Below are 24,269 nucleotides of genomic sequence, written 5' to 3' on the forward strand. Positions count from 1 at the left end.
ACCTCTGGAAGTCGGCAGGTCGGTGGCGTATCAGGCGGCTTGTTGAACGGTGCGGGCGAAATCCCGGTGATGCCAGAGCAGACAGTCGGCTGCCCCCTCGTCGTTGACGGTGGCTTGCATAATCTGGCCGACGATAATGCTATGCGTAAACCCGTCATACACGTTGGCCAGTTGGCATTCGAATACGACGACCGCGCCTGACAGTGTGGGGACGTCCAGTTCCCCGGCTTGCCAGTGCGCAGGGTCGAAGCGCTCGGGGCCGCGCAACGAAGTGAAGCGCTTCGCCACCGCCAGCTGTTCTGCTGACAACAGATTGACGGCAAAGCGCCGTGTCCGAAGGATGACGTCATGCGCCGACGCTGTCTTGTTCACGCATACGAGGATCGTGGCCGGATCGGCAGACAGGCTGCACACTGAAGTTGCGATTAGACCGGACGGCACACGTTCTTCATATGTGGTCACCGCCGTGATGCCGCTGGCGAAGCACGTCATGGCGTGTCGAAAGACGTCGGAGGAAACTTGGTCGTTCATACGGATACCTCTTGAGTTCTGATGAAGCGCGCGACATGCACGGCAAGTCCGGGCCGCACACATCGCGCCGGATCGCCTTCAACCGCCAAATGACAGTGCGCCGAGTCCGAGATTGCCTCGTAGCGTTTGTGCCGTGTACTCGGTTCGGAATAGGCCGCGACGACGCAGTTCGGGAAGAATGAATTCGATGAAGTCGTCAAGACCGCCGGGAAGCGTCGCTGGACATAGATTGAAGCCGTCAGCGGCACCTTCGCGGAACCACGATTCCATATCGTCCACGATGTCCTGCGCCGTGCCGATCAACTGGCGGCCGCCCGATGCGCGAATCTTGTAGAGCTGGCGAATCGTGAGGTTGTCGCGCCGGGCCATCTCCAGCAATCCATTGCCGATGCTGCTGACGGGACCGGCGCTAGTGGCGGGTACCGGGCCATCGAGGTCGTAGCCGGAGAGGTCGCCGAGCACGCTGTAGAGAATCGACAAACCGCTTAGCGGGTCGATCAGCTCCTGCAACTGATCGAACTTGTCTTGCGCCTCCTGCCGTGTGCGGCCCACGTACGGCGTAAGCCCCGGCATGATCAGGAGTTGGTCCGGCGTGCGACCGTATTTTGCGAGACGGCCTTTCAAATCGTCGTAATATGCCTTGGCCGACTGAATGTCGAACGATGCGCTGTACACCACGTCGGCGTTTTTCGCGGCAATCTCTCGCCCGGCGTCAGCGGCGCCGGCCTGAACGATGATCGGGCGGCCCTGCGGCGTGCGTGCCGAATTCAGCGGACCGCGCACCTTGAAATGTTTGCCCTTGTGGTGCGGGACGTGCAACTTGCTCTCGTCGTAGAAGATGCCGCTGGCCTTGTCGCGGATAAAGGCGTCGTCTTCCCAGCTATCCCAGAGCTTCTTGACGACGTCCACGAATTCGTCGGCACGCTCGTATCGTTCCTCGTAGCCCAGGTGTTCGTCGCGGTTGAAGTTCCACGCTTCTTGCTGAGACCACGACGTGACTACGTTCCAGCCTGCGCGTCCGGCGCTGATGTGATCGATCGAGGCGTACTTTCGTGCGATATGGAACGGCTCGTTATAGGTCGTCGAAGCGGTCCCCACGAGGCCGATATGCTTTGTGCAGGCGCCGATCGCCGCGAGCAGCGTCAAAGGTTCGAGTTCGGCGTTTTTTGCATCGCGTGACGCCGATCCCGGGGGCGTATCGGAGGCCCGCACGCCAACACCGTCCGCAAAGAAGATCATGTCGAATTTCGCCGCTTCGGCCTTGCGCGCACTCTCAAGAAAGTAGTGAAAGTCGATTGCGCCGTCGGCAGGAACATCGGGATGCCGCCACGCCGCCATGTGATAGCCCAGATAGCGCATCGAGACACCCAGTCTCATCATTCCGTCGTTTGACATTTCGAATCCTGTTTAATCGAGTGTGATGGAGGGGGCGTGTCGCATGAGCGTCGCGGGCACCCCTCGCCGGACTTATGCGCGAGCGTTCGCGAGAAAGCGTTGGCTTCGCGCTGTGCCGCCGCCCCGGAAGATGTGGTCGGGCGAGCCTTGATCGACGATGCGGCCACCGTCCATGAATACGACGTGGTTCGAGACCTTTCGGGCGAATTCCATTTCATGGGTGACAACCACCATCGTGGTGCCGGTGCTGGCCAATTCCTTCATAACGTCGAGCACCTCCTGAACCAGTTCCGGGTCGAGGGCGCTGGTCGGTTCGTCGAACAACATGACCTCCGGCTCCATCGCCAGCGCCCGGGCGATAGCGACTCTCTGCTTCTGTCCACCGGAGAGTTGCGACGGATAGTGATTCATCTTGTCGGACAGGCCGACGCGGGCGAGCAGCGACTTGCCACGCTCGACGACGTCTTTACGTGCGGCGCCGCCGACGATGCGCGGCCCGGAAAGCACGTTGTCAAGCACCGTGTAATGGGGAAAGAGATGAAACCCCTGGAACACCATGCCGAAGTACCGGCGCTGTCGGTCCAGTTCCTTCTTTGGCAACCTGATGCAACGTGTGCCGCGCATCTCGCTGCCGAGCACTTCGCCGTTGAACGTCACGACGCCGGAGTCGATCAGATCGAGCATGTTGATGCAACGAAGCAGGGTGCTCTTGCCCGATCCGGAGGGACCGATGATGGCAACGACGTCGCCGCGATACAGATTGAAGTCGATGCCGTGCAGCGCGGTAAACGCGCCGAACTGCTTCGTCACGTTACGCATTTGCAGCAACGGCGGCTGAGCTTGCAGATGAAGGGCGTCATGGAGAGAGTTCATCACGGGTGGACTCCTTTGCCGAAGCGCTTTTCGAGCAGGAGCTGCCCGCACATGGCGAGGCTGGTCAGGAATAGGTACCAGAGGCAGGCGACGGTTAACAGCGGAATGGTTTCGAAGGTCGTCGAATAGATCAGTTGGACGGTCGTCAGGAGTTCAACGTAACCGATGACCGAGGCCAGCGACGTGTTCTTGAACATCGTGATGAGCTCGTTGGCCAGCGGCGGGATGATGACGCGAACCGCCTGCGGAATGACGACGTGCCACATCATCCGCATGTCGCTCATGCCCATCGCTTTGCAGGCTTCGCGTTGTCCCTTGTCGACGGCACCGAGGCCGCTTCGAAAAATCTCCGCACTGTGGCTGCCGAGATAGATCGCCAGCCCGATCGTGGCGGCGCTTAGCCGCGAGATCACGTTGCTGGTATCGATGTCGAACAGGTTCAGGTTCAGAAACGGTATCGGCAGATAGAGGCGAGGTACGAGCGCCGAGATAAAAAACAGGAACAACAGCATCGCCAGCGTCGGCGTCGCACGAATGATCCAGATGTAGGCGAACGCCGCGCCGCGCAATACCGGATTGGCGGACATGCGGCACGCCGCCACGATGGCGCCGAGCACGAGGCCGAGTGCACTGGCAAATGCCGTGAGGATCAGTGTGTTTCCAAGGCCCGCGAGTACGCGGGCGTTGAATAGGTAATGGGCGACGACGTCCCACTGCCAGCGCGGGTTGTCGATGAACCATTGGTAGAAAAGAATCAGGGCGATGCCGAACAATCCGTACCAAAGCCAGTCCGATTTCTTCGGGCGCGGATATATACGCAGGTCTGGCGCGGGCGTGGGTGAGATGTCGTCACGCGTCGCCGGGGGCGGGAGCGTGTACGCAGTTTCGTTGCTCATAAGGTGAGTCATCCTCCGAATGATTGGGGTAAACCCCCTTTCCAACACATATCGTTATTGCCGATGATCCCCGCGTACAACCAAATGAAATTGGGGATATCGGAAGAGTAGAAAGTCAAAATCTGCTTGTGAAATGCTTTTTTTTTGCAAATCGATAATGTTTTGTTATTGGATGCCCACGTGAAACTCCGCCAACTCGAAGCCTTTCGCGCCGTGATGCTGCATCAGACGGTGACGCTCGCCAGCGAGATGCTGCACATTTCGCAGCCCGCGACCACACGGTTGATCGCTGATCTGGAGCGGTCGCTGAAATTCACATTGTTCGAACGGGTTAAGGGACGGCTGTATCCGACGGTGGAAGCCCGCGCCTTGTACGAAGAGGTACAGCGTTCGCTAGTCGGCGTCGACCGGATCGCGCGGGCGGCCGACGAGATCCGGAACATGCAGCGGGGCACGCTTCATGTTGCGGCGGCACCCGCGCTGGCGCTTTCCTTCATGCCGCATGCGATTGCGGATTACCTGAAGACGCGACCGGAGGCACATGTGTCGATGGTCATGCACTCAACGCGCTCCATCGTCGACATGGTCATGGGGCAACGCTGCGATGTGGGCTTCGCCCGGCTGTCGCTGAGTCATCCGACGGCGAATGCCTCGCGACTTGTCGCGGCCAAGATGATCTGTGCGTTGCCTGCGGGACATCGACTTTGCGAGCGCGACGTCGTAGGGCCGAGCGATCTCGACGGCGAGCGATTTGTCGCGCACCCACGCAGCGTGGAGGCGCGATTGCAGATCGATGCATTGCTCGCGTCGCACGGCGTGGAAGTCAAAATGCAGATGGAGAGTCAGATTTCGTACGCCATCTGCTCATTTGTCGAAGCGGGGGCTGGCGTTGCACTGATCGACGCGTTCAGTGCGTGGAGCTACCGTGGCACCGGCGTGGTGTTCAAGCGTTTCGAGCCAGCCATATTCACCGACACTTCAGTGCTGACGCCTTCGCAGCGTCCAGTGCCGCTGTTGCTCAATTCGTTTGTGGAGCATGTGCGGGCGTTTGCACGTGAGAAACTGGGCGACGGAAATCTTGCCGGTGCATAGCGGCTGCCGGTCGCGGCGGACCGGCGATGATCTGCGTAAACCGTCTGAGCGACGCCGCTACGCAAATCCGCATTCCGTATAATCCCGCGCTGGCCACTTACCCGTCCTCGACGCAGGAAACCGCATGAATAGCAGGAACAAGGCGACACTCATTGGACTGAGCGCAGTGGTGCTCTGGGCGTCGATTGTGGCGCTGATTCGCGGCGTGAGCGAAAGCCTCGGCGCGACCGGCGGTGCGGCGGCGATTTACTCGGTGGCGTCGCTGTTTCTTGTGCTGACGGTCGGCTTCCCGAAGCTCAGCACGTTCCCGCGTCGCTATCTGGTGTGGGGCGGTTTGCTGTTCGTCGCCTATGAACTGTGTCTGTCGCTGTCCATCGGCTACGCGAATACGGCGCGTCAGGCGATTGAAGTCGGTATGGTGAATTACCTATGGCCGACGTTCACACTAGTTTCCGCCATTCTCTTCAACAAGCAGCGCGCGAACTGGCTGGTCGTGCCCGGTTTTGTGTTGTCGATGCTTGGCATCTGCTGGGTACTCGGTGGCGATCAGGGGCTCGATCTGCCCGGCATGCTCGTCAACATTGCCGATAACCCGTTGAGTTACGGACTGGCCTTCGTCGGCGCGATTATCTGGGCGGGGTATTGCACCGTGACAGCGCGAATTGCAGAGGGCAAGAATGGTGTGACGCCGTTCTTCATGCTCGTGGCCGTTGCGCTCTGGATCAAGTATTTCGCTGGTGGCGGTGGCGCGATGTCGCTGGATCTGCACTCAGGCGTTTATCTCGTGCTGGCCGCCGCCGCGATGGGCTTTGGTTACGCGGCGTGGAACGTGGGCATCCTGCGCGGCAATGTGACGATCCTCGTCGGCGCGTCGTATTTCATCCCCGTGCTGTCTGCGGCGCTGGCCGCGCTGCTACTGCGCACGCCGCTGTCCGCACCCTTCTGGCAGGGCGCGTGCATGGTCTGCGGCGGGTCGATCCTGTGCTGGCGGGCGACACGCACCGGGAAGGCGCGCGTCGCTACGTCGTCATGACGTCCGCCAGGCCGCTCAGGCGGCCTCTTTGACCATCGTCGGATAATCGGTCAGGCCGCGAGCACCGCCACCGAACAACGTGTCGCGATGATGCAAGGCCAGCGGGGCACCGACGCGCAGGCGCTCCGTCAGGTCCGGATTGGCCACGAACGGACGACCGAAGCCGATGAGATCGGCCCATCCTCCCGACACGGCGTCACGCGCACGCTCTGCCGTGTAGCCGCCCGCGTAAATCAGCACACCCGGGTACACCGCGCGCAACTTCAGCTTGAATTCCACCGGCATCACCGGCGCATCGTCCCAGTCGGCTTCTGCGATGTGGATGTAGCCAACGCCGAGTTCGCCCAGCAGCTTGGCCGCGGCGAGGTAAGTCGTTTCCGGATCGTCGTCGACGCAGCCGTTGAGCGTGGTCAGCGGCGCAAGACGGATGCCGACGCGCTTCGCGTCGCCCACGCCCTCGATCAGTGCCTCAGTCACTTCGCGCAGGAAACGTAGACGGTTTTCCAGCGTGCCGCCGTAAGCGTCGGTCCGCGTGTTGGCGTTCGAATCGATGAACTGATTCACGAGATAGCCGTTAGCGCCGTGCAATTCCACGCCATCGAAACCCGCTTCGATGGCGTTGCGCGCTGCCGCACGGTACTGGTCGACGATCTCGCCGATTTCCTTGATGCTCAGCGCGCGCGGTGCCGATGCCTGCACAAAGCCCGGCGTCGTGCCGTCTTCGCCAGCGATGAAGACGTTCACCCCTTCGGCCTGAATCGGCGACGACGACACGGGCTGACGGCCGCCGAGCAGGCTCGTGTGGCTCAGTCGGCCCACGTGCCACAGTTGCGCGAAGATATGACCGCCCGCGGCATACACGGCCTCGGTTACGGTACGCCACCCGGCGACCTGCGCGGGCGAATGAATGCCGGGCGTCCACGCATAGCCTTTGCCGAGCGGCGCGATGTACGTGCCTTCGCTGACGATCAGACCGGCACCGGCGCGTTGCGCGTAGTACTCGGCCATCAGAGCGTTGGGGACATCGCCGGGCTGGCTCGCACGCGAGCGGGTCATGGGCGGCATCACGATACGGTTCGGCAGCGTGATCGCGCCGAGTTGCAGCGGTTGAAACAGAGGGTCCTGAGTCATGATGTGTGCAGTGTTGTCGTCGCTGCCCGCAGGCAACGACTTAAAGGTTCGATAGGAAGGGAATCAGTCGTCCCACTTTGCGGCGAGTCCGTCCGGGCTGACTTCGCGAGCGTTGCGGTCGAGCGCGGCGATCTGCGCCATGTCGTCGGCCGTCAGACGCAGTGTTTGCGCCAGCAGATTGCTCGCCAGATTTTCACGTTTGGTCGACGACGGAATCACCGAGAAACCGCGTTGCAGCGCCCAGGCGAGCACCACTTGCGCGGGCGTGGCCTGATGGCGTTGCGCGATCTTGCCGATGACGGCATCTCCCAGCACCTTGCCGTAAGCGAGCGTCATGTACGACGTGACGTGGATGCCCTGTTCCTCAAGGAAGCCCACAAGCTTCGGCGTTTGCAGATACGGGCTCAGTTCGATCTGGTTCGTCGCGATGGCGTCTTTGCCCACGGCGGCCATCGCCTGCTTCGTCAACGCGATGTTGAAGTTCGAGATGCCGATCTGACGCGTCAGGCCTTTGGCCTTCGCGTCGGCCAGCGCCGTCATGAACTCGTCGAGCGACACGCCATTGTCCGGCGCGGGCCAGTGGATCAGCGTGAGGTCGACGTAGTCGGTGCGAAGCTTCGTGAGGCTGTCTTCGAGGCTGGCGGCGAGCTTGCCCTTGGCATAGTTATCGACCCAGATTTTCGTCGTGAGGAAAAGATCGTCGCGAGCGACGCCGGACTCGGCAATCGCCTGACCGACTTCGGCTTCGTTGCCGTAGATCTGTGCGGTGTCGATCGCGCGATAGCCCAGTTCAAGGCCGGTACGAACGGAATCGATGACAACCTGGTCCTTGAGGCGGAACGTGCCGAGACCGAAAGCGGGAATGTGGCTCATCGTGAGCTCCTTAATCAATTGGGTGACGAAAAACGTGCTGCTGTGTGTCGTGACGTGTTGCGATGACGATCATTCTGGCGGCGCTGACTCATGAGATAAACGCCGTCAGAGGTCAATCATTTTTGAATCTGAATCAAGGGTTCAAACTGCTGCTCAGTTGCCGACGGTCTGCATCGGCGTGCGATGCATCGCCATTTGCAGGAGCACCAGCAGCAGGCCCGACCCGGCAATCAGCGCGCCGACGATGGGCACCGCCGTATAGCCATATCCGGCGGAAATCACGGCGCCACCGGCGGCAGCGCCTACGGCATTGCCGAGGTTGAAGGCGCCGACGTTGACCGACGACGCGAGTCCAGGCGCTTCGGACGCAGCGCGCATCACCCGCATTTGCAGCGGCGGCACGAGGGCGAACGTTGCGATACCCCAGACCACGACCGCAAGGGCGGTGCCGATATGCGTGCGGGCCAGTATCGGGAAGGCGAGCATGATCGCGACGAGCAGCACCAGAAACACGATCAGGCTGGCGTTGATCGAGCGGTCTGCAAGCTTGCCACCGGCGATGTTGCCGACCGAGAAGCCGACGCCCACCAGCACGAGCATCGCGGTAACGAAGCCGGGCGACGCACCCGTGATGGTTTGCAGCGTCGGTGCGATGTACGTGTAAAGCGTGAACATCGCGCCCGCACCGAGCACGGTCGTCGCCATCGCCATCAGCACGACCGGGCGCGTGAGCACCGACAACTCGCGGCGGATGTCCGGCATGCGCCCGGCTTCCCCCTTGGGTAGCGCGAAGCGCAGCGTGAGCATGGTGATCAGGCCGAGCCCGGCCGTGGCGGCGAACGACATGCGCCAGCCGATGGTTTGGCCCAGCCACGTGGCGGCGGGGACCCCGCCGATATTCGCAATCGTCAGCCCCATGAACATGGTGGCGACGGCACTGGCTTGCTTCTCTCGCGGCACCACGCTGGCGGCGACGATGGAGCCCAGCCCGAAGAACGCGCCGTGGTTCAGGCTCGTCACGAGACGGGCGAACAGCAGCGTCGTGTAGTTCGCCGAGACGGCCGAGAGCAGGTTGCCGATGGTGAAGATGGCCATCAGCGCGATCAGCGCCGTGCGGCGCGACCAGCGCGACATGATGAGCGTCATGATGGGCGCGCCGATCATCACGCCGAGGGCGTAAGTCGTAATCAGCATGCCCGCCGTCGGGATCGAGACGTGGACGCCCTCGGCAATCACAGGGAGCAGACCCATCGGCGAAAACTCCGTCGTGCCGATGCTGAACGCACCGATGGCCAGGGCCAGAAGCGACAGCGTGGCATGCGCCGACGCTGTCGAGGTTTGGGGGGAGGACTGGTTCATGACGGGATTTCCCGGGTCGGTGAAGTTGAACGGCAGTCTGCGCCCTTTACTTTTGCAGAAAAAGTAGCCTATAAACGAAATTATTTTGATTTCAAATCAACAATGAAGATCACGCTCGACGAACTGCAAGCCTTTGTGGCGGTGGTGGATGCCGGGTCGATCACGGCGGCGGCCCAGCAACTGGACCTGACGGTGTCGGCCACCAGCCGGACATTGGGGCGGCTGGAAGAGAAGCTGAAGACGACGCTGCTGCGCCGCACGACTCGTCGGCTGGAACTGACGGAGGAGGGCAATGCGTTCTTGCTGAACGCGCGCGCCATCATCGAATCGGTCGAAAGTGCGGAAGAGCAGATGGTCACGCGACGCGAAAAGCCGTCCGGCCGACTGCGTGTCGATGCCGCGACGCCGTTCATGTTGCACGTGATCGTGCCGCTGGTGCCGGGCTATCGTGAGCGCTATCCCGAGGTGGAGCTTGAACTCAACAGCAACGAAGGTTTCATCGATCTGCTGGAGCGTCGCACGGATGTGGCCATCCGCATCGGGCGCCTGAAGGATTCGACACTGCATAGCCGACTCATCGGCAACAGCCGCACGCGCATGTTCGCGAGTCCGGCCTATCTGGAAAAACATGGACATCCGCGCAAGGTGGAGGATCTGGCAAAGCACACGCTGCTCGGCTTCTCGCAACCCGAATCGCTGAACGTATGGCCGATTCTCGGCGCAGACGGTGAGCCGTACCGGATCGCGCCGGATGTGATGTCGTCGAGCGGCGAGACGCTTCGGCAACTCGCGCTGGAAGGGGCGGGCATCGTGTGCCTGTCCGACTTCATGACGGTGCGCGACTGTGAAGCGGGCCGTCTCACACCGGTGCTGGCGCGTCAGGCGCAGGACGTGCGTCAGCCGATTCACGCCGTGTATTACCGCAACACGGCGATCTCGGCGCGCATCGCCTCATTTGTCGATTATCTGGTGGCAGAACTTCGCGCACAGATGGCGACGGGGCAAGCGAAAGGATGGGTGGCGCAGTAGTGCACGGCACGCTCGCGACGTGTCTTGTCCCTGACGTTTCGACAGTTCTTGTCACTGGTCCGTCGTACCCCCGGTGGATAGAGTCTTCGGTGAACGACTGTCAGAGAGATCATGAATACGTTGCTTACTTTCAAACACATCGAGACGCCCGGCGCGCTGCACGCGGCCTATCCCGTCATGAAGGAACTTCGCCCGCATCTGGCGAGCGCCGAGGCTTTCGTTGAGCAGGTGGAGGCTCAGCGCAAGGAGTCATACCGACTGTTGGGCGCGTTCGACGGCGAACGCTTGCTGGGCCTCGCGGGCTACCGTCACGTGACGAATCTGCTGTACGGTCGGTTCGTCTACGTCGACGATCTCGTCGTGGCGGCCGACAACAAGCGGGGCGGTGCAGGCTCGCAGTTGTTGAACGAAGTCAAGGCGATTGCCCGCGAGGCAGGATGTGCCAACTTCGTGCTGGATACCGGGCTGCACATGCCGCTCGCGCAACGGTTCTATTTCCGGAACGGCCTACTCGCAAAGGGCATGCACTTCGTGGAACCGTTGACGACGTCGCGCGAGGCAAGCCGATGAGAAGTCTTCTGCTTAACGCCAGCCCGCATGGACCGGCCAGCCGTGCGTTCGGCATGGCCCGGACGTTTCTGGAAAACAACGCCCAGCGCTATGGCGACGGCCCGGTAATCGTTCGCGACCTGGTGGCGTCGCCCTTGCCGCCGATCTCCGTTGATTACGCCACGGCCATCACCTCGAGGGAGCCGGATCCGGCGCATTTCGTCTTGTCTGAGCAACTGATCGAAGAGATCGAGGCGACATCGTTTCTGGCGATTGCCACACCGATGCATAACTTCACGGTACCGGCGGCGCTCAAGCTGTGGATCGACTACGTGTTGCGTATCGGGCGCACGTTCGCGAACACGCCCGAAGGCAAGGTGGGATTGCTTCGGGATCGGCCGACTATCGTCATCATCGGGTCCGGCGGGTTTCACACCGGTGAGAATGCGCGTCAGCCCGACTTCCTGACGCCATACCTTCGACATGCGCTGGGCTGCATCGGCATCAAGGATGTGACGTTCTTCCCCATGCAGGGGATGGTCATGCCGCCACAGGCAGAGCAGGCAATGCTCGACTGCGAACGGGATCTGAGCCGTTATCTCGCACGGTGAGTGATGGGGGGCGGTCGCGGACGACTATTTCATAAAGGCGACCGAGCGGGGCGGCGTAATCATGGTGTCGGTACCCTCTCGATGCGGGGCGCTCATCCCGGTGTTGAGCGCCCGGCGTACGATGGCACCTGTCTGTCACGCGCTATTCTTGCGCGACGGGCATTGTTGGCCCATTCCCACGACACCTGTTCCTCCCCCGGGAAGGCGTATCCGCATGACAAAGTTCATTCATATCACCGACACCCATCTCGTCACACCGGGCGAACCGTTGTACGGACTCGATCCCTACGCGCGTCTGGTCGCCTGCGTCGACGATATTATCGAGAATCACACGGACGCCAGGTGCTGCGTGATCACCGGCGATCTGACGCATCGTGGCGAAGCGACAGGCTACGCTGCATTGCGCGAGCAACTCGACCGGCTGCCTTTCCCCGTCTTCCCGTTGATGGGCAACCATGATCTGCGCTCGGCATTCACCGAGTCGTTTCCGGATCGCTTGCGCGACGCCGATGGTTTTGTGCAGGGCCGCTTCGATCTGGGCGGTGCGGGCGACGGCACGTTGCTGATGCTCGATACGCTGGACGAAGGCCAACATGGCGGCCTGTATTGCGAGTCGCGACTGGCCTGGCTTGCGCGTCAGTTGGATGAGGCGGGAGATCGCCCGGTTTATCTGTTCATGCATCACCCGCCGTTCGACATCGGCATTCCGAGCCTCGATCACATCGGGCTGGCGAACCCGCAGGCGTTCCTGAAGTGCGTGAGCGGACACAAGAACATCCGGCATCTCTTCTTCGGCCATGTTCACCGTCCGGTTTGCGGAAGCTGGCACGGCATTCCTTACTCGACGATGCGCGGCCTGAACCATCAGGTGCCGTTCGATATGCACACGGTCGATCTCGTTCGCCAGAGTCACGAACCGCCCGCGTACGCGGTGGTGCTGCTCGCCGCCGATCAGGTGACGGTGCACTTCCACGACTATCTCGACAAGTCGGCGCTCGTGGACGAGGACGCGGGTATGCGCAGCATGTAAGTCGGAGGCAGGCATCGGGCGTGCGTCATAGAGAACCCCGATCTGGACGGGGGCTTTCCATCAGGGCGCTGGCAATGGGATTTCGTTAGAATCTGTCCCAGACCGATTCACATAACTATTATCGGAGGCAGACATGCCAGGATTACTCCCCGACGTCGACCGCGACGGCTTGCTCGAATACTCGGTCGTCTACACCGACCGTTCCGTCAATCACATGTCGCAGCGCTTTCAGGGCGTGATGCGTGATATTTCCGATGGCCTGAAGAAGGTCTACAACGCCAAATCGGTCGTTGTCGTCCCGGGCAGCGGCACGTTCGGCATGGAGGCCGTGGCACGCCAGTTCGCGACGAACAAGAAGTGTCTGGTCATTCGCAACGGCTGGTTCAGCTTCCGCTGGTCGCAGATTTTCGACATGGGCAACATTCCGTCGGAGACGGTGGTGCTCAAGGCGCGTCCCGTTCAGCAGGGACGGCAAGCGCCGTTTGCCCCTGCGCCCATCGACGAAGTGGTTGCCGCCATCAAGGCAGAGAAGCCGGATCTGGTGTTTGCGCCGCACGTCGAGACGGCCTCCGGCATGATGCTGCCCGACGCGTATCTTCGCGCCGTGGCCGACGCGGTGCATTCGGTCGGCGGCATGTTCGTGCTCGATTGCATTGCATCGGGCACGGTGTGGGTCGACATGCAGGCGTGCGGCGTGGACGTGCTGATCAGCGCCCCGCAGAAGGGCTGGAGCGCATCGCCTTGCTGCGCACTGGTGATGCTCGGCACACTCGCGCGCGAGCGCATCGACAGCACCACGAGCACCAGCTTCGCGTGCGACCTTCGTCAGTGGCTCCAGATCATGGAAGCCTACGAGAAGGGCGGCTTCGCCTATCACGCCACCATGCCGACCGACAGTCTCGCCGTGCTGCGCGACGTCATCAAGGAAACGGAAGCCGACGGTCTCGAGAAGGTGCGTGACGAACAGCTCGAACTCGGCCGACGCATTCGTGCGCTGCTGGCGGAGAAGGGCTTTAAGAGCGTGGCGGCTGAAGGGTTCGAAGCGCCGGGCGTTGTCGTCTGCTACACCGACGACGATGGCATCCGCTCGGGGAAGAAGTTTGCCGAGGTGGGTGTGCAGACCGCAGCCGGTGTGCCGCTGCGTTGCGACGAGCCGGAAGACTTCAAGACATTCCGTATCGGCCTGTTCGGTCTCGACAAGCTCAACGATGTCGACGCTGCCGTGAACCGGTTCGCGAAGGCACTGGACAGCGTGCTCAAGTAATTTGTGACGTAGCGAATTACTGCAAGGGCGGGTTAAGGATCAACGGCTTCGCCCTTGCAGAATTTCCGAATGTACGTCTGAAGCATCACGCTTCAGACCGTCTCCCCAACCGGTTCCCCATCCGTCGAATTCGCGCGGACGCGCATTTGCCCGCGAGGGAAATGCATGTCGCGATACTTCACGAAATGCGAACCTCGCACCAGCCGGTAGCCCGCCCAGATCAACAAGAACAGGGGGATGCCGATGTAGGTCGCGACCACGCCGCCCCAATCGATCTTGTCCTGAAGGAATGCCTCGTAGTTCTGGCCCAGCGTGATGATCAGGCACAGCGCGAATGCGAAGATCGGACCGAACGGGAAGAACGGTGAAACGTACGGCAGATTGGCGAGATCGTGGCCCTGCCGAACGTAGCCGCGACGGAAGCGGTAATGGCTGATCGCGATACCCAGCCACGCGATGAAGCCCGTCATGCCCGAGGTGTTGAGCAACCAGATGTAGACGGCGTTGGGGCTGAACACGAACGTGAAGAAGCACAGAGCGGCGACGGCGGCCGTCGCCAGCAATGCCGACATCGGCACCCCGTTGCGCGAGATGTTGCCGAAGATCTTCGGTGCTTTGCCGTCGCGCGCCAGGCTGTAGAGCATGCGCGTTGCGGCATACATCCCTGAGTTGCCCGCTGAGAGCACAGAGGTCAGCACCACGGCATTCATGACCGACGCCGCGCCCAGCAGCCCCGCCCGTTCGAAGATCAGGGCGAACGGACTGACGCTGATATCGGTTACGTCATTGCGAAGCAAATGCGGGTCGGTATACGGAATCAGCAGGCCGATCACGAGGATCGCCGCCACATAGAACAGCAGAATGCGCCAGAAGACCTGACGCACTGCGCGCGGCAGGTTGCGCGCCGGATCCTTGGACTCGCCCGCTGCGATGCCGATGAGTTCGGTACCCTGGAACGAGAAGCCCACGACCATCGCCACACCGATCAGCGCTGCGAAGCCGCCAGCGAAAGGTGCGTCGCCTACCGTCCAGTTGGCCGCGCCGCCGGTTTCACCGCCGCGAATGATGCCCAGCAGCATCATCACGCCCATTGCCACGAAGGCCAGCACAGCAATCACCTTGACGAGTGCGAACCAGAATTCGGCTTCGCCGAAACCGCGTGCCGATAACGCATTCAGACCGAAGGTGATCGCGAGGAAGAGGGCGCTCCAGTAGACCCCGGGAATGTCGGGGAACCAGTACGCCATGACGAGTTGCGCGGCCACGAGGTCTACCGCGACCGTGACGGCCCAGTTGTACCAGTAGTTCCAGCCCAGCGCGAAGCCGAAGCCTTCGTCGACGTAGCGCGCGCCGTAGGTCGAGAACGAGCCGGATACGGGCATGGCGGCGGCCAGTTCGCCCAGACTCGTCATCAGGAAGTAGACCATGAGGCCGATCAGTACATAACCGAGCAGCGCGCCGCCGGGGCCTGCCTGCGCGATGGTCGCGCCCGAGGCGACAAACAGGCCGGTGCCGATGGACCCGCCGACGGCGATCATTGTCAGGTGGCGCGCTGACAGGGAGCGGCGCAATTCGGACGGTGCGGACGGGGCCGATGCGCCTGGCTCGTCGCCAGCGCGGGACGGGTCGTGTTCCGATGAAGCCAAAGTGGTGTTCCTCAAGTGCGAATAAGCGTCCCCCCGGCCCGGGGCGTCAGGCGTTTGCGGGCCTGACGAGGTTGCGCTCATCCCCGGCGTGTGGACATCAGACGTCTTGTGGAAGTCCCGGGGAAATGGCGTGCCCGGCTCGGAATCACCGAACCGGCCAACGGAGGGGAATGCGGAGTGGGGGGATTGTACTGCGGGAGGCCGGTGCGGGACTACTTTTCGCTACTGCGTGCCGCTTTGGCGCAACAAATCGCCCTGCGGGACGGTGGATGAGGCGCAATGGTGCGGTGGGGCTTGGCCGGGGGCTCGGAGCGTCAGTTGGGGGGATGCAGGGCGAGTGAGTTCGGCGATCGTCGGCGTTCCCCGGTTATGTGTCTCGTCATCCGAACCAAAAACACGGCCAGACGTCGGACGCGGCACCGCGCAAGCTAAACATGCGCGATGCCTGCAGCCTTCACTTCCATTTGCGCCTGACTGCGCCGGACTAATGCTCAGGGCATCAGCACCTTGTTGACGACGTGAATCACGCCATTGGACTGGAATACGTCGCCGATGGTGACTTTGGCGACATTGCCTTTGTCGTCGGTGACGGTTAGCCCATTACCGCTTTGTTTGACAGTCAGCGAGTCGCCTTCCACGGTTTTGAGCATCGCCTGGCCGCCGCCGCTTTTCACCATGCCCATCAGTTCTTGTGCGCCCAGCTTGCCCGGGACGACGTGATACGTCAGCACCTTGACCAGCGTCGGCTTGCTCTCCGGCTTGAGCAGCGTGTCGACGGTGCCAGCGGGAAGCGCGGCAAAGGCCTCGTTGGTCGGCGCGAAGACGGTGAACGGTCCCGGTCCGGACAGCGTATCGACCAGACCGCCCGCCTTCACGGCGGCGACCAGTGTCGTGTGGTCCTTCGAGTTCACGGCGTTTTCGACGATGTTCTTCGATGGGTACATCGCCGCCCCGCCCACCATGACTGTCTTTTCGCTGCCGTCCATCGACGCCGCCGTGGCGTGCATGCCCGGGAAGTAACCGGCTGCAACCAGGACCAGCAGAAATCCACCAAATCGTTGCGTTCTCATGTCTTCACCCGTTCTATAGCGCTTCGCAAAGCGGAAGCAACGATAAATACGAGTCGATGCTGTGATCGGATTCAAAGAAGTGAAAAAGATCGCTCGCGCAGATGCCAGCGGGGACCGCCGCGAGCAAAAAAGTGATCGGTGACCGGCATGCATCCGTCTGCGCTTGACGCTCGTATCTGTCGATAGAAAAGCCGTTCCTTGTCGCTGGCACGAACATCCTGAATGGCGTGGTCGTTAAGGCATCTCCCGACCGGAGGCGAAGGTGCTATATTCCGCAGAACCAAACCGTAACGATTTTCGCGACTGCCTTGCACGCATGAACGAATCCAGGGAAAGCGAAGACCGGCCACGCCCAGCGTCTGCACGCCCGCCTGCGGACGAAGCACTTATGGCTGCGCGCGAGGAACTCGGCGCGATGCTGATTGCTGTCGCGAACGAAGATCGCGAGGCGTTCGCTGCGCTCTATCGAAAGACGTCGGCACGGATCTTCGGTGTGATCGTGCGCATGGTGTCCGATCGTGCGGAAGCCGAGGATCTGCTGCAGGACGTCTATATCAACGTGTGGCGGCGCGCTTCGGCATTCGATGCCTCCCGTGGCACGGCGATGACATGGCTGATTACGCTGGCGCGCAACCGCGTGATCGACCGCCTGCGGCAGTCTCGCGAAGCGTCGCTCGACGAGGACCACGCCCTCAGTATTCCCGACGACACACCCTCACCGCTGCGCATGGCGGAGGCCAGCGAGGCTCGGCGTCGACTGGAGCACTGCTTGCAACTTCTCCCGCCACAACAACGCAATGCCGTATGCGAGGCATTTTTCAGCGGGCTGGCATACAGCGAGCTTGCGGAACGTCTCACAGTCCCGCTGGGCACCGTAAAGAGCTGGATACGTCGCAGCTTGATGCAGCTAAAAGGGTGTCTTGAACCATGAACACGCCCTCGCATTCCGATGACGATCTGCGTTGCGCCGAGTATGTGCTCGGTGTGATGGAGGCGGACGAACGTCTGGCGCTGGAGCGGGAGACATTGGCGAATCCGGCGTTGCAGGCGCAACTGACGTTCTGGCAGGATCGTCTGACGCCGCTGATCGAAGACTTGCCGCACGAAGCGCCACCGGATTGGGTGTGGCAGCGTGTCGAGCAGGCGATCCGGCCGAAGCAACCGAGTGCTACGACCCGTGCGACGCCTCAGGCAACGCCCAACGCGACATCGGCAGGGCTCTGGGATTCTCTGCCACTGTGGCGATGGCTTGGCATCGGCGCGAGCGTTGCCGCGCTGGTGTTGCTCGCCGTGGTGTTCAAGTTCGCCTTACCGGGTGGCACACCGACGCAATCCGTCTCGCTCGATTATCGAGTGGCGACGATCGCACGGCAGGATGGCGTCGCCCATTGGACCGCGACCCTCGCGTCGCAACAGGATCAACTCCTTATCGTCCCCGCGAATCGGCCAACGATTGCCGAAAACAAAGTGACCGAGCTGTGGCTGGTGCAGGGCGATGCCAAACCCGTCCCGCTCGGCGTTTTCGATCCCGCGCAAACGGTGACGATCCCGCTGTCCAGCACGATGGCCACCGCGTTGCGCAGTTCCGCCGCCGTGCTTGCCGTATCCCTCGAACCACCGGGGGATCGCCCACCGGACAGCCTACCGGTCCGGTCATCGCGACGGGTGCGCTTCATCCGGCTTGATGCTGCTTGTCAGATGGAGGAAGCGCTGGCTGCGTTGGGGGCGCTTGGCTTCTCGCAGCGTCATGAATTGATGACGTAGAATCCGGGCATCGCAACAAAATATGAATTCTGCTCATCCATCATGCTTGACCGTATCCATTTGTCCATCGTTCAGGAGGTGGAAAAGCAGGGGTCGCTGACCGCCGCTGCAGGTGTGCTGCACGTGACGCAGTCGGCGCTGAGCCACAGCATGAAGAAGCTGGAGCAGCAACTGGGCACCCACATCTGGTTGCGTGAAGGCCGAAGTTTGCGTCTGACGCAGGCCGGTCAATATTTGCTGGCGGTGGCCAACCGGGTGCTGCCGCAACTGGATCTGGCCGAGGAGCGCTTGCAGCAGTTCGCGCAGGGTGAGCGGGGCGCGCTGCGCATCGGCATGGAATGCCACCCTTGTTACCAGTGGTTGCTCAAAGTCGTGTCGCCCTATCTGGCCGCGTGGCCGGACGTCGATGTCGACGTCAAACAGAAATTCCAGTTCGGTGGCATTGGTGCGCTGTTCGGTTACGAGATCGATCTGCTGGTCACGCCCGATCCGCTGAACAAGCCAGGACTCGTCTTCGAGCCGGTGTTCGATTACGAACAGGTGCTGGTCGTTGCCAGCAACCACAAGCTGGCCAACGAGCCATACATCAAGCCCAGGCAACTGACCAATGAGGTGCTGGTGGCTTATCCGGTGCCGGTCGACCGTCTGGATATCTACAACATGTTCCTCACACCGGCGGGCATTACGCCGAAGCGCCATAAACCCATCGAAACCACCGACATCATGATGCAGATGGTCGCGAGCGGTCGTGGTGTGGCGGCGCTACCTCGCTGGCTCGTGCTGGAGTACGCGGACAAGATGGACGTGGTGCCCGTCCGACTGGGCAAGAACGGTATCGCTAAGCACATCTATCTGGGCGCTCGCGAGGCCGATATGGAGACCGATTATCTGCGCGCATTTATCGAGCAGGCGAAGCACCCCGCCAAGGTCTGACGTTTCGTTGCAGTGATTCACATGAATGGTATTCATGGAAATATGAGAATTTATCGATTTTCATAATGGTGGGTCGGACACCATAATCCGAAGCTCATAGTCCGATGTACGCGGGCGTTATTCATGGAGCTTCTCGTGGTGTCCGCAATCGAACGCAAGCCATTGGCATTACCCGGCGGGCACAAGAAGGTGTTGCTGCACTCATGCTGCGCGCCGTGCTCCGGTGAAGTCATGGAGGCCATTCAGGCTTCCGGCATCGACTTCACGATCTTCTTCTACAACCCGAATATCCATCCGCTCAAGGAATACGAGCTTCGCAAGAACGAGAACATCCGTTTTGCCGAGAAGTTCGGGATTCCGTTCGTCGACGCCGATTACGACCGCGACAACTGGTTCGAACGTGCCAAAGGTATGGAGCACGAACCGGAGCGCGGCGTGCGCTGCACGATGTGCTTCGACATGCGCTTCGAGCGCACCGCGCTGTATGCCCATGAGCATGGCTTTCCGGTCATCACGAGTTCGCTCGGGATCTCGCGCTGGAAAAACATGCAGCAGATCAACGATTGTGGCGTGCGCGCAGCGTCTCACTATCCCGACATGCTGTACTGGGAATACAACTGGCGCAAAGGCGGCGGGTCCGCTCGCATGATCGAGATCAGCAAGCGCGAGAACTTCTACCAGCAAGAGTACTGCGGCTGCATTTATTCGCTGCGCGACACGAACAAGCATCGTGTGGAGAGCGGTCGTGAGCGCATTCAACTCGGCGTGACGTTCTACGGTGACGGCACCGCAGAACAGGGCGAGTAAGTTTCAATTTCAGAATCAGAGCGTCAGATCATCATGAGTCAAGATTTCACATTCGCCATCAAGCGCATTCCTTTCGACGAGGACTATCGTCCGTCGGACAACACGCGCATCACGACCAATTTTGCTAATTTGGCCCGTGGCAGCCGCCGCCAGGAAAACCTGCGCAACACCCTCCAGATGATCGACAACCGTTTCAATGCGCTGGCGCATTGGGACAATCCGAAGGGCGACCGTTACACCGTCAAGCTCGACATCATTTCCGTCGAAATGAGCATTGGCGGTGAAAATAATGGGACCGCGCTTCCGCTGATCGAAATATTGAAAACCAGTATTTTCGACAAGAAGAACAACGTGCATATCGACGGCATGGCAGGGAACAACTTCTCCTCCTATGTGCGCGATTACGACTTCAGCGTGCTCTTGCTGGCGCACAACAAGGACCAGCCGAAGTTCGGCACGCCGGAGAACTTCGGCGACCTGCATGGCAAGCTGTTCAAGTCGTTCGTGAACTCGGACACTTACAAAGCCAACTTCAACAAGCAACCTGTCATTTGCCTGAGCGTGTCGAGCACGCGCACCTACCGTAGAACGGCCAATGTGCACCCTGTGCTGGGCACCGAATACCTGCAGGACGAGTATTCGCTGACCGATGAATACTTCGCGAAGATGGGCTTGAGAGTTCGCTATTTCATGCCTCGCAATAGCGTCGCGCCTCTGGCTTTCTATTTCTCCGGCGATTTGCTCGGCGATTACACGGATCTCGAACTGATCAGCACGATCAGCACGATGGACACGTTCCAGAAGATCTATCGCCCTGAGATTTACAACGCGAATTCCGCCGCAGGGGAATCCTATCAGCCGAGCCTGAAGCATCAGGATTACTCGCTGACTCGCATTGTCTACGATCGAGAAGAACGTAGCCGTCTGGCTATCGAGCAAGGGAAGTTTGTCGAGGAGCACTTCGTCAAACCCTACCGCGCCACGCTTGATCAGTGGTCCGCTAACTACGCTCATTGACTCACTTAAACGCAAGGTCATTCATCGTGAAAAAATTGTTGCCGACTTCGACTGCAGGTAGCTTGCCGAAACCGTCCTGGCTCGCAGAACCCGAGAAACTCTGGTCGCCCTGGAAGCTGGAAGGCGAAGAATTGGTACAGGGCAAGCAAGATGCACTGCGTCTGTCTCTGCAAGAGCAGCAGCACGCAGGCATTGATATCGTCAGCGACGGCGAGCAGACGCGTCAGCATTTCGTGACGACGTTTATCGAACACCTGAGCGGCGTGGACTTCAATAACCGTCAGACCGTGCGAATTCGCGACCGCTACGACGCGAGCGTGCCGACGGTCGTGGGCGCTGTCGCCCGTCAAAAGCCGGTGTTCGTCGAAGACGCGAAGTTCTTGCGTGCGCAGACCAAGCAGCCGATCAAGTGGGCGCTGCCCGGCCCGATGACGATGATCGACACGCTGTACGACGATCACTACAAGAGCCGCGAAAAGCTGGCCTGGGAATTCGCCAAGATTCTCAATGAGGAAGCGAAGGAACTGGAAGCAGCGGGCGTCGACATCATTCAATTCGACGAACCGGCATTCAACGTCTTCTTCGACGAAGTCAACGAATGGGGCGTGGCGACGCTGGAGCGCGCCATCGAAGGGCTCAAGTGCGAAACCGCCGTTCACATTTGCTACGGCTATGGCATCAAAGCCAATACGGACTGGAAGAAGTCGCTGGGCACGGAGTGGCGTCAGTATGAAGAAGCCTTTCCGAAGCTGCAAAAATCCAGCATCGATATGATCTCGCTGGAATGCCACAACTCGCATGTGCCCATCGATCTGATCGAGCTCATTCGCGGCAAGAAGGTGATGGTCGGGGCCATTGACGTGGCCTCCGAAACCATCGAAACGCCGGAAGAAGTCGCCAGCACGCTGCGCAAGGCATTGCAGTTTGTCGACGCCGACAAGCTCTTTCCGTGCACCAACTGCGGTATGGCGCCACTGTCCCGTGCGGTGGCACGCGGCAAGCTGGCTGCACTGAGCGCCGGTGCGGAAATCGTGCGTCGCGAACTGTCGAACTAAGTGCTAAGCCGTCAGGCGCAAGTCGGCCCGTAAGATGTCGTGACCGATCCGAAACAATCGGGGGGGCGCGCGACGCACGGGTTGGCTTGCGCCAATCGAATTGCCCCTCGGTATTTCCCCCTCAGCTATGTCACTTCCCCGTCCGGCCATCGAACCACTGCGCTTTCGTGAAGCGCTCGGGCACTACGCTTCCGGTATTACGATCATTACGTCGCACATCGACGACGAGCCGTTAGGCTTCACTTGTCAGTCGTTCTATAGCGTGTCGACGACTCCGCCGCTGGTGTCGTTCAGCGTGATGGCGACGTCGGCCAGCTATCCCAGGATCCGTCAGGCGGGACGCTTCGCCGTCAACATCCTGTCGGGAGAACAAGCGGACATTTCCAACCAGTTCGCCCGACGAGGCACCGACAAATGGCGCGGCGTCGATTGGCAGACCTCGCCGCTGGGCAACCCGATCATTCCGGGAAGTCTTCACTGGCTGGATTGCGAAATCTACGCCGAACACGCCGCAGGCGATCACATGATTGTGATCGGCGAAGTGAAGGCGTTAGACGCGCAGGATGCTGCGGCGAATCAGCCGTTGTTGTACTTCAAAGGGCAATATCGCAACATTGCCGATCACTGACGGCCGCTTTGCGCCCCCTGTATAGATCACTCAAGTTCGCCCACTGCAAGGTCGAAGCCTTCGTCGAGCCATCCGGTAACACCGCCCATCATCACCTTCACTGGCCGTCCCAACTGTGCCAGCCGAATGGCCCCTCGCGTTGCGCCGTTGCAGTGCGGTCCCGCGCAGTAGGTCACGAAAAGCGTGTCGTCCGAATATTCGGCGAGCTTCGACGCGATGATCTTGCCGTGCATCAAGTTCACTGCGCCACGTATGTGCCCGCGGGCAAACAGCGCCGGGCTTCGAACGTCGAGCAACACGAAGCCGGGTGATCCGCTGGTCAGTGCACTGGCAACATCGGAGCAATCGGTTTCAAATTGTAGCGACGCGCGAAAGTGGGCGAGTGCAGCAGCGCTCTCGGCGGCGGGGATAGCGGTGACGGCGTTCTTTTCGCTGAGGGTGGACATAGGTTGGATCGAAGGAAAATGCGGTACGCGTGAAGCCCGGGTAGCGCGATTCGGGAGCCCTCATTTTGCCGCTGCGGCGTCAAGCCGATAAGTGTCGCAAATGACAATATCCGGTAACATTACGCCATGAAAAATCGTCTTGTCATTGCGTTGGCGTATGACCGGCTCTGTACTTTCGAGTTTGGCTGCGTCACCGAATTGTTCGCGCTGGAGCGCCCCGAGCTCGGTGTCGACTGGTATCGCTTCAGCGTTTGCGCTATCGAGCCCGGACCGTTGCGTGCGGCCGGTGGCATCACCGTTGCCGCGCCCTATGCGCTCAAGCGACTCGACAGTGCTGACACGATTGTGGTGCCCGGGTGGCGCGATCCGGACGAAGTGCCGCCCGAGGCGCTGCTCAAGAAGATTCGCGCAGCCCATCGGCGTGGCGCACGTCTTTGCTCGATCTGTTCGGGCGTATTTGTGTTGGCTGCGGCTGGCGTGCTCGATGGCAAGACAGTGACCACCCACTGGCGCTACGCCGAGAAATTGCAACAGCGTTACCCGAACGTGCGCGTACAGTCGGACGCGCTGTATGTCGACGAAGGTCAGATCATTACGTCGGCGGGATCGGCAGCGGGGCTCGACATGCTCCTCCATCTGGTGCGACGGGATTACGGGAGTGCAGTGGCCAATCGGGTTGCCCAGCGGCTTGTGGTGCCTCCGCACCGCGAGGGCGGTCAGGCGCAGTTTGTGCCGCGCCCCATGCCGCGTGACGAAAGTGGACGTCTGGCGAAGTTGATCGATTGGGTGCGCCAACACCCGGCTTTACCGCACACGCTGCGCTCGCTTGCCGAAAGGGCGGCGATGAGTCCACGCACCTTGCAGCGGCATTTTCAGGACGCTACCGGCATGGCGCCTTATGAATGGCTGACGCACGAGCGTGTGGCGGTGGCGCGAGAGCTACTTGAAGCACAACCGTCCATGCCGATGCAGCGCATCGTCGAGCTGGCAGGCTTCGGCTCGGAGGAATCGATGCGCAGACATTTCCGACGCATCGCCCATACAAGTCCGGCCGCATATCGGGAGAAGTTTGGCCACGACGCACGAACGCGGAAGGTTTGATCGGTAAAACCATACCTTCTTCAGCCGCCGACTCCGATCCGGAACTGCCGGTCACGGATGCACGGTAGCCAGCCCGGAAACCGCCGTCCGACACCGCTCGGCTGCAACGCACGCACGCGATGGTCACTTCCGGATC

General features: G+C 60.9%; 25 protein-coding genes. 15 read left to right on the top strand and 10 right to left on the bottom strand.

The window, feature by feature from the left end; translation table 11 throughout:
* Positions 1-30 precede the first annotated feature (30 nt).
* From NA29_RS04065 to NA29_RS04080, 4 genes are all read right to left on the bottom strand, one after another.
* Complete coding sequence (locus tag NA29_RS04065; RefSeq protein ID WP_039395976.1) at positions 31-531, bottom strand: flavin reductase family protein; 501 nt, start codon at positions 529-531, stop codon at positions 31-33.
* A gap of 78 nt (positions 532-609) precedes the next feature.
* Positions 610-1,926 (bottom strand): LLM class flavin-dependent oxidoreductase, encoded by a 1,317-nt coding sequence (locus tag NA29_RS04070; RefSeq protein ID WP_039395978.1) that lies wholly within the window; start codon positions 1,924-1,926, stop codon positions 610-612.
* Positions 1,927-1,998: 72 nt separating this feature from the next.
* Positions 1,999-2,799 carry an amino acid ABC transporter ATP-binding protein gene (locus NA29_RS04075; RefSeq protein WP_052252508.1) on the bottom strand — a complete coding sequence of 267 codons (801 nt, stop codon included), beginning with the start codon at positions 2,797-2,799 and terminating at the stop codon, positions 1,999-2,001.
* The gene (locus NA29_RS04080; protein WP_231965134.1) at positions 2,799-3,695 is read right to left on the bottom strand and encodes an amino acid ABC transporter permease; all 897 of its coding nucleotides are present in this window, start codon (positions 3,693-3,695) and stop codon (positions 2,799-2,801) included. The genes NA29_RS04075 and NA29_RS04080 overlap by 1 nt, the downstream gene beginning before the upstream one ends.
* Before the next feature lie 180 nt (positions 3,696-3,875).
* On the opposite strand from NA29_RS04080, the gene NA29_RS04085 reads away from it, so the two are divergent.
* Both NA29_RS04085 and yddG read left to right on the top strand, forming a co-directional pair.
* Positions 3,876-4,787 (top strand): LysR substrate-binding domain-containing protein, encoded by a 912-nt coding sequence (locus NA29_RS04085; protein ID WP_039402311.1) that lies wholly within the window; start codon positions 3,876-3,878, stop codon positions 4,785-4,787.
* Between the two features lie 124 nt (positions 4,788-4,911).
* Positions 4,912-5,820 carry an aromatic amino acid DMT transporter YddG gene (gene yddG / locus NA29_RS04090; RefSeq protein WP_039395980.1) on the top strand — a complete coding sequence of 303 codons (909 nt, stop codon included), beginning with the start codon at positions 4,912-4,914 and terminating at the stop codon, positions 5,818-5,820.
* 15 nt (positions 5,821-5,835) lie between these two features.
* Here yddG and NA29_RS04095 read toward each other — a convergent pair whose 3' ends face one another.
* The 3 genes from NA29_RS04095 to NA29_RS04105 all read right to left on the bottom strand — a co-directional run bounded on the left by NA29_RS04095 (position 5,836) and on the right by NA29_RS04105 (position 9,183).
* Positions 5,836-6,951: an alkene reductase gene (locus tag NA29_RS04095; protein ID WP_039402313.1), complete on the bottom strand. Its 1,116-nt coding sequence runs from the start codon at positions 6,949-6,951 to the stop codon at positions 5,836-5,838.
* Positions 6,952-7,014: 63 nt separating this feature from the next.
* Positions 7,015-7,824, bottom strand: coding sequence for a 2,5-didehydrogluconate reductase DkgB (dkgB, locus tag NA29_RS04100; protein ID WP_039395981.1), 810 nt, complete (start codon positions 7,822-7,824; stop codon positions 7,015-7,017).
* Positions 7,825-7,977: 153 nt separating this feature from the next.
* Positions 7,978-9,183: an MFS transporter gene (locus NA29_RS04105; RefSeq protein WP_039395983.1), complete on the bottom strand. Its 1,206-nt coding sequence runs from the start codon at positions 9,181-9,183 to the stop codon at positions 7,978-7,980.
* Between the two features lie 102 nt (positions 9,184-9,285).
* Between NA29_RS04105 and NA29_RS04110 the strand changes: the two genes are divergently transcribed.
* The 5 genes from NA29_RS04110 to NA29_RS04130 all read left to right on the top strand — a co-directional run bounded on the left by NA29_RS04110 (position 9,286) and on the right by NA29_RS04130 (position 13,666).
* Complete coding sequence (locus NA29_RS04110) at positions 9,286-10,212, top strand: LysR family transcriptional regulator (RefSeq protein WP_039395985.1); 927 nt, start codon at positions 9,286-9,288, stop codon at positions 10,210-10,212.
* A gap of 111 nt (positions 10,213-10,323) precedes the next feature.
* On the top strand, positions 10,324-10,782 hold the full coding sequence (locus NA29_RS04115) for a GNAT family N-acetyltransferase (RefSeq protein WP_039395987.1): 459 nt from the start codon (positions 10,324-10,326) through the stop codon (positions 10,780-10,782).
* Positions 10,779-11,372: an FMN-dependent NADH-azoreductase gene (locus NA29_RS04120; RefSeq protein WP_039395989.1), complete on the top strand. Its 594-nt coding sequence runs from the start codon at positions 10,779-10,781 to the stop codon at positions 11,370-11,372. The genes NA29_RS04115 and NA29_RS04120 overlap by 4 nt, the downstream gene beginning before the upstream one ends.
* A 214-nt stretch (positions 11,373-11,586) precedes the next feature.
* Positions 11,587-12,402: a phosphodiesterase gene (locus NA29_RS04125; protein ID WP_052252509.1), complete on the top strand. Its 816-nt coding sequence runs from the start codon at positions 11,587-11,589 to the stop codon at positions 12,400-12,402.
* Between the two features lie 133 nt (positions 12,403-12,535).
* Complete coding sequence (locus NA29_RS04130) at positions 12,536-13,666, top strand: aminotransferase class V-fold PLP-dependent enzyme (RefSeq protein WP_039395991.1); 1,131 nt, start codon at positions 12,536-12,538, stop codon at positions 13,664-13,666.
* 92 nt (positions 13,667-13,758) lie between these two features.
* Here the strand turns inward: NA29_RS04130 and NA29_RS04135 are convergent, their stop codons facing one another.
* Entirely contained in the window at positions 13,759-15,237 is a 1,479-nt protein-coding gene (locus tag NA29_RS04135) for an amino acid permease (RefSeq protein WP_084103441.1), read from the bottom strand.
* A gap of 566 nt (positions 15,238-15,803) precedes the next feature.
* Positions 15,804-16,319, bottom strand: a complete 516-nt coding sequence (locus tag NA29_RS04140) for a fasciclin domain-containing protein (protein ID WP_052253187.1) — start codon at positions 16,317-16,319, stop codon at positions 15,804-15,806.
* A gap of 451 nt (positions 16,320-16,770) precedes the next feature.
* Between NA29_RS04140 and NA29_RS04150 the strand changes: the two genes are divergently transcribed.
* The 7 genes from NA29_RS04150 to NA29_RS04180 all read left to right on the top strand — a co-directional run bounded on the left by NA29_RS04150 (position 16,771) and on the right by NA29_RS04180 (position 22,586).
* Positions 16,771-17,313: a sigma-70 family RNA polymerase sigma factor gene (locus NA29_RS04150; protein WP_224786723.1), complete on the top strand. Its 543-nt coding sequence runs from the start codon at positions 16,771-16,773 to the stop codon at positions 17,311-17,313.
* On the top strand, positions 17,310-18,146 hold the full coding sequence (locus NA29_RS04155; RefSeq protein ID WP_306592191.1) for an anti-sigma factor: 837 nt from the start codon (positions 17,310-17,312) through the stop codon (positions 18,144-18,146). The genes NA29_RS04150 and NA29_RS04155 overlap by 4 nt, the downstream gene beginning before the upstream one ends.
* Positions 18,147-18,188: 42 nt before the next feature.
* Entirely contained in the window at positions 18,189-19,079 is an 891-nt protein-coding gene (locus tag NA29_RS04160; protein ID WP_039396004.1) for a LysR family transcriptional regulator, read from the top strand.
* A gap of 123 nt (positions 19,080-19,202) precedes the next feature.
* Entirely contained in the window at positions 19,203-19,886 is a 684-nt protein-coding gene (locus tag NA29_RS04165; RefSeq protein ID WP_197701868.1) for an epoxyqueuosine reductase QueH, read from the top strand.
* A 33-nt stretch (positions 19,887-19,919) separates the two neighbouring features.
* The gene (locus NA29_RS04170; RefSeq protein ID WP_039396008.1) at positions 19,920-20,903 is read left to right on the top strand and encodes a DUF1852 domain-containing protein; all 984 of its coding nucleotides are present in this window, start codon (positions 19,920-19,922) and stop codon (positions 20,901-20,903) included.
* Between the two features lie 26 nt (positions 20,904-20,929).
* Positions 20,930-21,958, top strand: a complete 1,029-nt coding sequence (locus NA29_RS04175) for a methionine synthase (protein ID WP_174555896.1) — start codon at positions 20,930-20,932, stop codon at positions 21,956-21,958.
* Between the two features lie 127 nt (positions 21,959-22,085).
* Complete coding sequence (locus NA29_RS04180) at positions 22,086-22,586, top strand: flavin reductase family protein (protein WP_039396010.1); 501 nt, start codon at positions 22,086-22,088, stop codon at positions 22,584-22,586.
* Between the two features lie 26 nt (positions 22,587-22,612).
* Here NA29_RS04180 and NA29_RS04185 read toward each other — a convergent pair whose 3' ends face one another.
* Entirely contained in the window at positions 22,613-23,032 is a 420-nt protein-coding gene (locus NA29_RS04185) for a rhodanese-like domain-containing protein (RefSeq protein WP_039396012.1), read from the bottom strand.
* A 126-nt stretch (positions 23,033-23,158) separates the two neighbouring features.
* On the opposite strand from NA29_RS04185, the gene ftrA reads away from it, so the two are divergent.
* Positions 23,159-24,133: a transcriptional regulator FtrA gene (ftrA, locus tag NA29_RS04190; RefSeq protein ID WP_039396014.1), complete on the top strand. Its 975-nt coding sequence runs from the start codon at positions 23,159-23,161 to the stop codon at positions 24,131-24,133.
* Positions 24,134-24,269: the final 136 nt, after the last annotated feature.

Source organism: Pandoraea sputorum, from assembly GCF_000814845.2.
GTDB lineage: Bacteria > Pseudomonadota > Gammaproteobacteria > Burkholderiales > Burkholderiaceae > Pandoraea > Pandoraea sputorum.

Excerpts from the sequence above, each read along its gene's own strand:
- NA29_RS04170 (WP_039396008.1), top strand. The coding sequence starts at position 19,920 with ATGAGTCAAGATTTCACATTCGCCATCAAGCGCATTCCTTTCGACGAG.
- NA29_RS04080 (WP_231965134.1), bottom strand. The coding sequence starts at position 3,695 with ATGAGCAACGAAACTGCGTACACGCTCCCGCCCCCGGCGACGCGTGAC.
- NA29_RS04185 (WP_039396012.1), bottom strand. The coding sequence starts at position 23,032 with ATGTCCACCCTCAGCGAAAAGAACGCCGTCACCGCTATCCCCGCCGCC.
- NA29_RS04095 (WP_039402313.1), bottom strand. The coding sequence starts at position 6,951 with ATGACTCAGGACCCTCTGTTTCAACCGCTGCAACTCGGCGCGATCACG.
- NA29_RS04105 (WP_039395983.1), bottom strand. The coding sequence starts at position 9,183 with ATGAACCAGTCCTCCCCCCAAACCTCGACAGCGTCGGCGCATGCCACG.
- NA29_RS04125 (WP_052252509.1), top strand. The coding sequence starts at position 11,587 with ATGACAAAGTTCATTCATATCACCGACACCCATCTCGTCACACCGGGC.
- NA29_RS04110 (WP_039395985.1), top strand. The coding sequence starts at position 9,286 with ATGAAGATCACGCTCGACGAACTGCAAGCCTTTGTGGCGGTGGTGGAT.
- ftrA (WP_039396014.1), top strand. The coding sequence starts at position 23,159 with ATGAAAAATCGTCTTGTCATTGCGTTGGCGTATGACCGGCTCTGTACT.
- NA29_RS04165 (WP_197701868.1), top strand. The coding sequence starts at position 19,203 with ATGGAGCTTCTCGTGGTGTCCGCAATCGAACGCAAGCCATTGGCATTA.
- NA29_RS04140 (WP_052253187.1), bottom strand. The coding sequence starts at position 16,319 with ATGCACGCCACGGCGGCGTCGATGGACGGCAGCGAAAAGACAGTCATG.
- NA29_RS04065 (WP_039395976.1), bottom strand. The coding sequence starts at position 531 with ATGAACGACCAAGTTTCCTCCGACGTCTTTCGACACGCCATGACGTGC.
- NA29_RS04130 (WP_039395991.1), top strand. The coding sequence starts at position 12,536 with ATGCCAGGATTACTCCCCGACGTCGACCGCGACGGCTTGCTCGAATAC.
- NA29_RS04075 (WP_052252508.1), bottom strand. The coding sequence starts at position 2,799 with ATGAACTCTCTCCATGACGCCCTTCATCTGCAAGCTCAGCCGCCGTTG.
- NA29_RS04155 (WP_306592191.1), top strand. The coding sequence starts at position 17,310 with ATGAACACGCCCTCGCATTCCGATGACGATCTGCGTTGCGCCGAGTAT.
- NA29_RS04120 (WP_039395989.1), top strand. The coding sequence starts at position 10,779 with ATGAGAAGTCTTCTGCTTAACGCCAGCCCGCATGGACCGGCCAGCCGT.
- NA29_RS04150 (WP_224786723.1), top strand. The coding sequence starts at position 16,771 with ATGGCTGCGCGCGAGGAACTCGGCGCGATGCTGATTGCTGTCGCGAAC.
- NA29_RS04180 (WP_039396010.1), top strand. The coding sequence starts at position 22,086 with ATGTCACTTCCCCGTCCGGCCATCGAACCACTGCGCTTTCGTGAAGCG.
- yddG (WP_039395980.1), top strand. The coding sequence starts at position 4,912 with ATGAATAGCAGGAACAAGGCGACACTCATTGGACTGAGCGCAGTGGTG.
- dkgB (WP_039395981.1), bottom strand. The coding sequence starts at position 7,824 with ATGAGCCACATTCCCGCTTTCGGTCTCGGCACGTTCCGCCTCAAGGAC.
- NA29_RS04070 (WP_039395978.1), bottom strand. The coding sequence starts at position 1,926 with ATGTCAAACGACGGAATGATGAGACTGGGTGTCTCGATGCGCTATCTG.
- NA29_RS04115 (WP_039395987.1), top strand. The coding sequence starts at position 10,324 with ATGAATACGTTGCTTACTTTCAAACACATCGAGACGCCCGGCGCGCTG.
- NA29_RS04160 (WP_039396004.1), top strand. The coding sequence starts at position 18,189 with ATGCTTGACCGTATCCATTTGTCCATCGTTCAGGAGGTGGAAAAGCAG.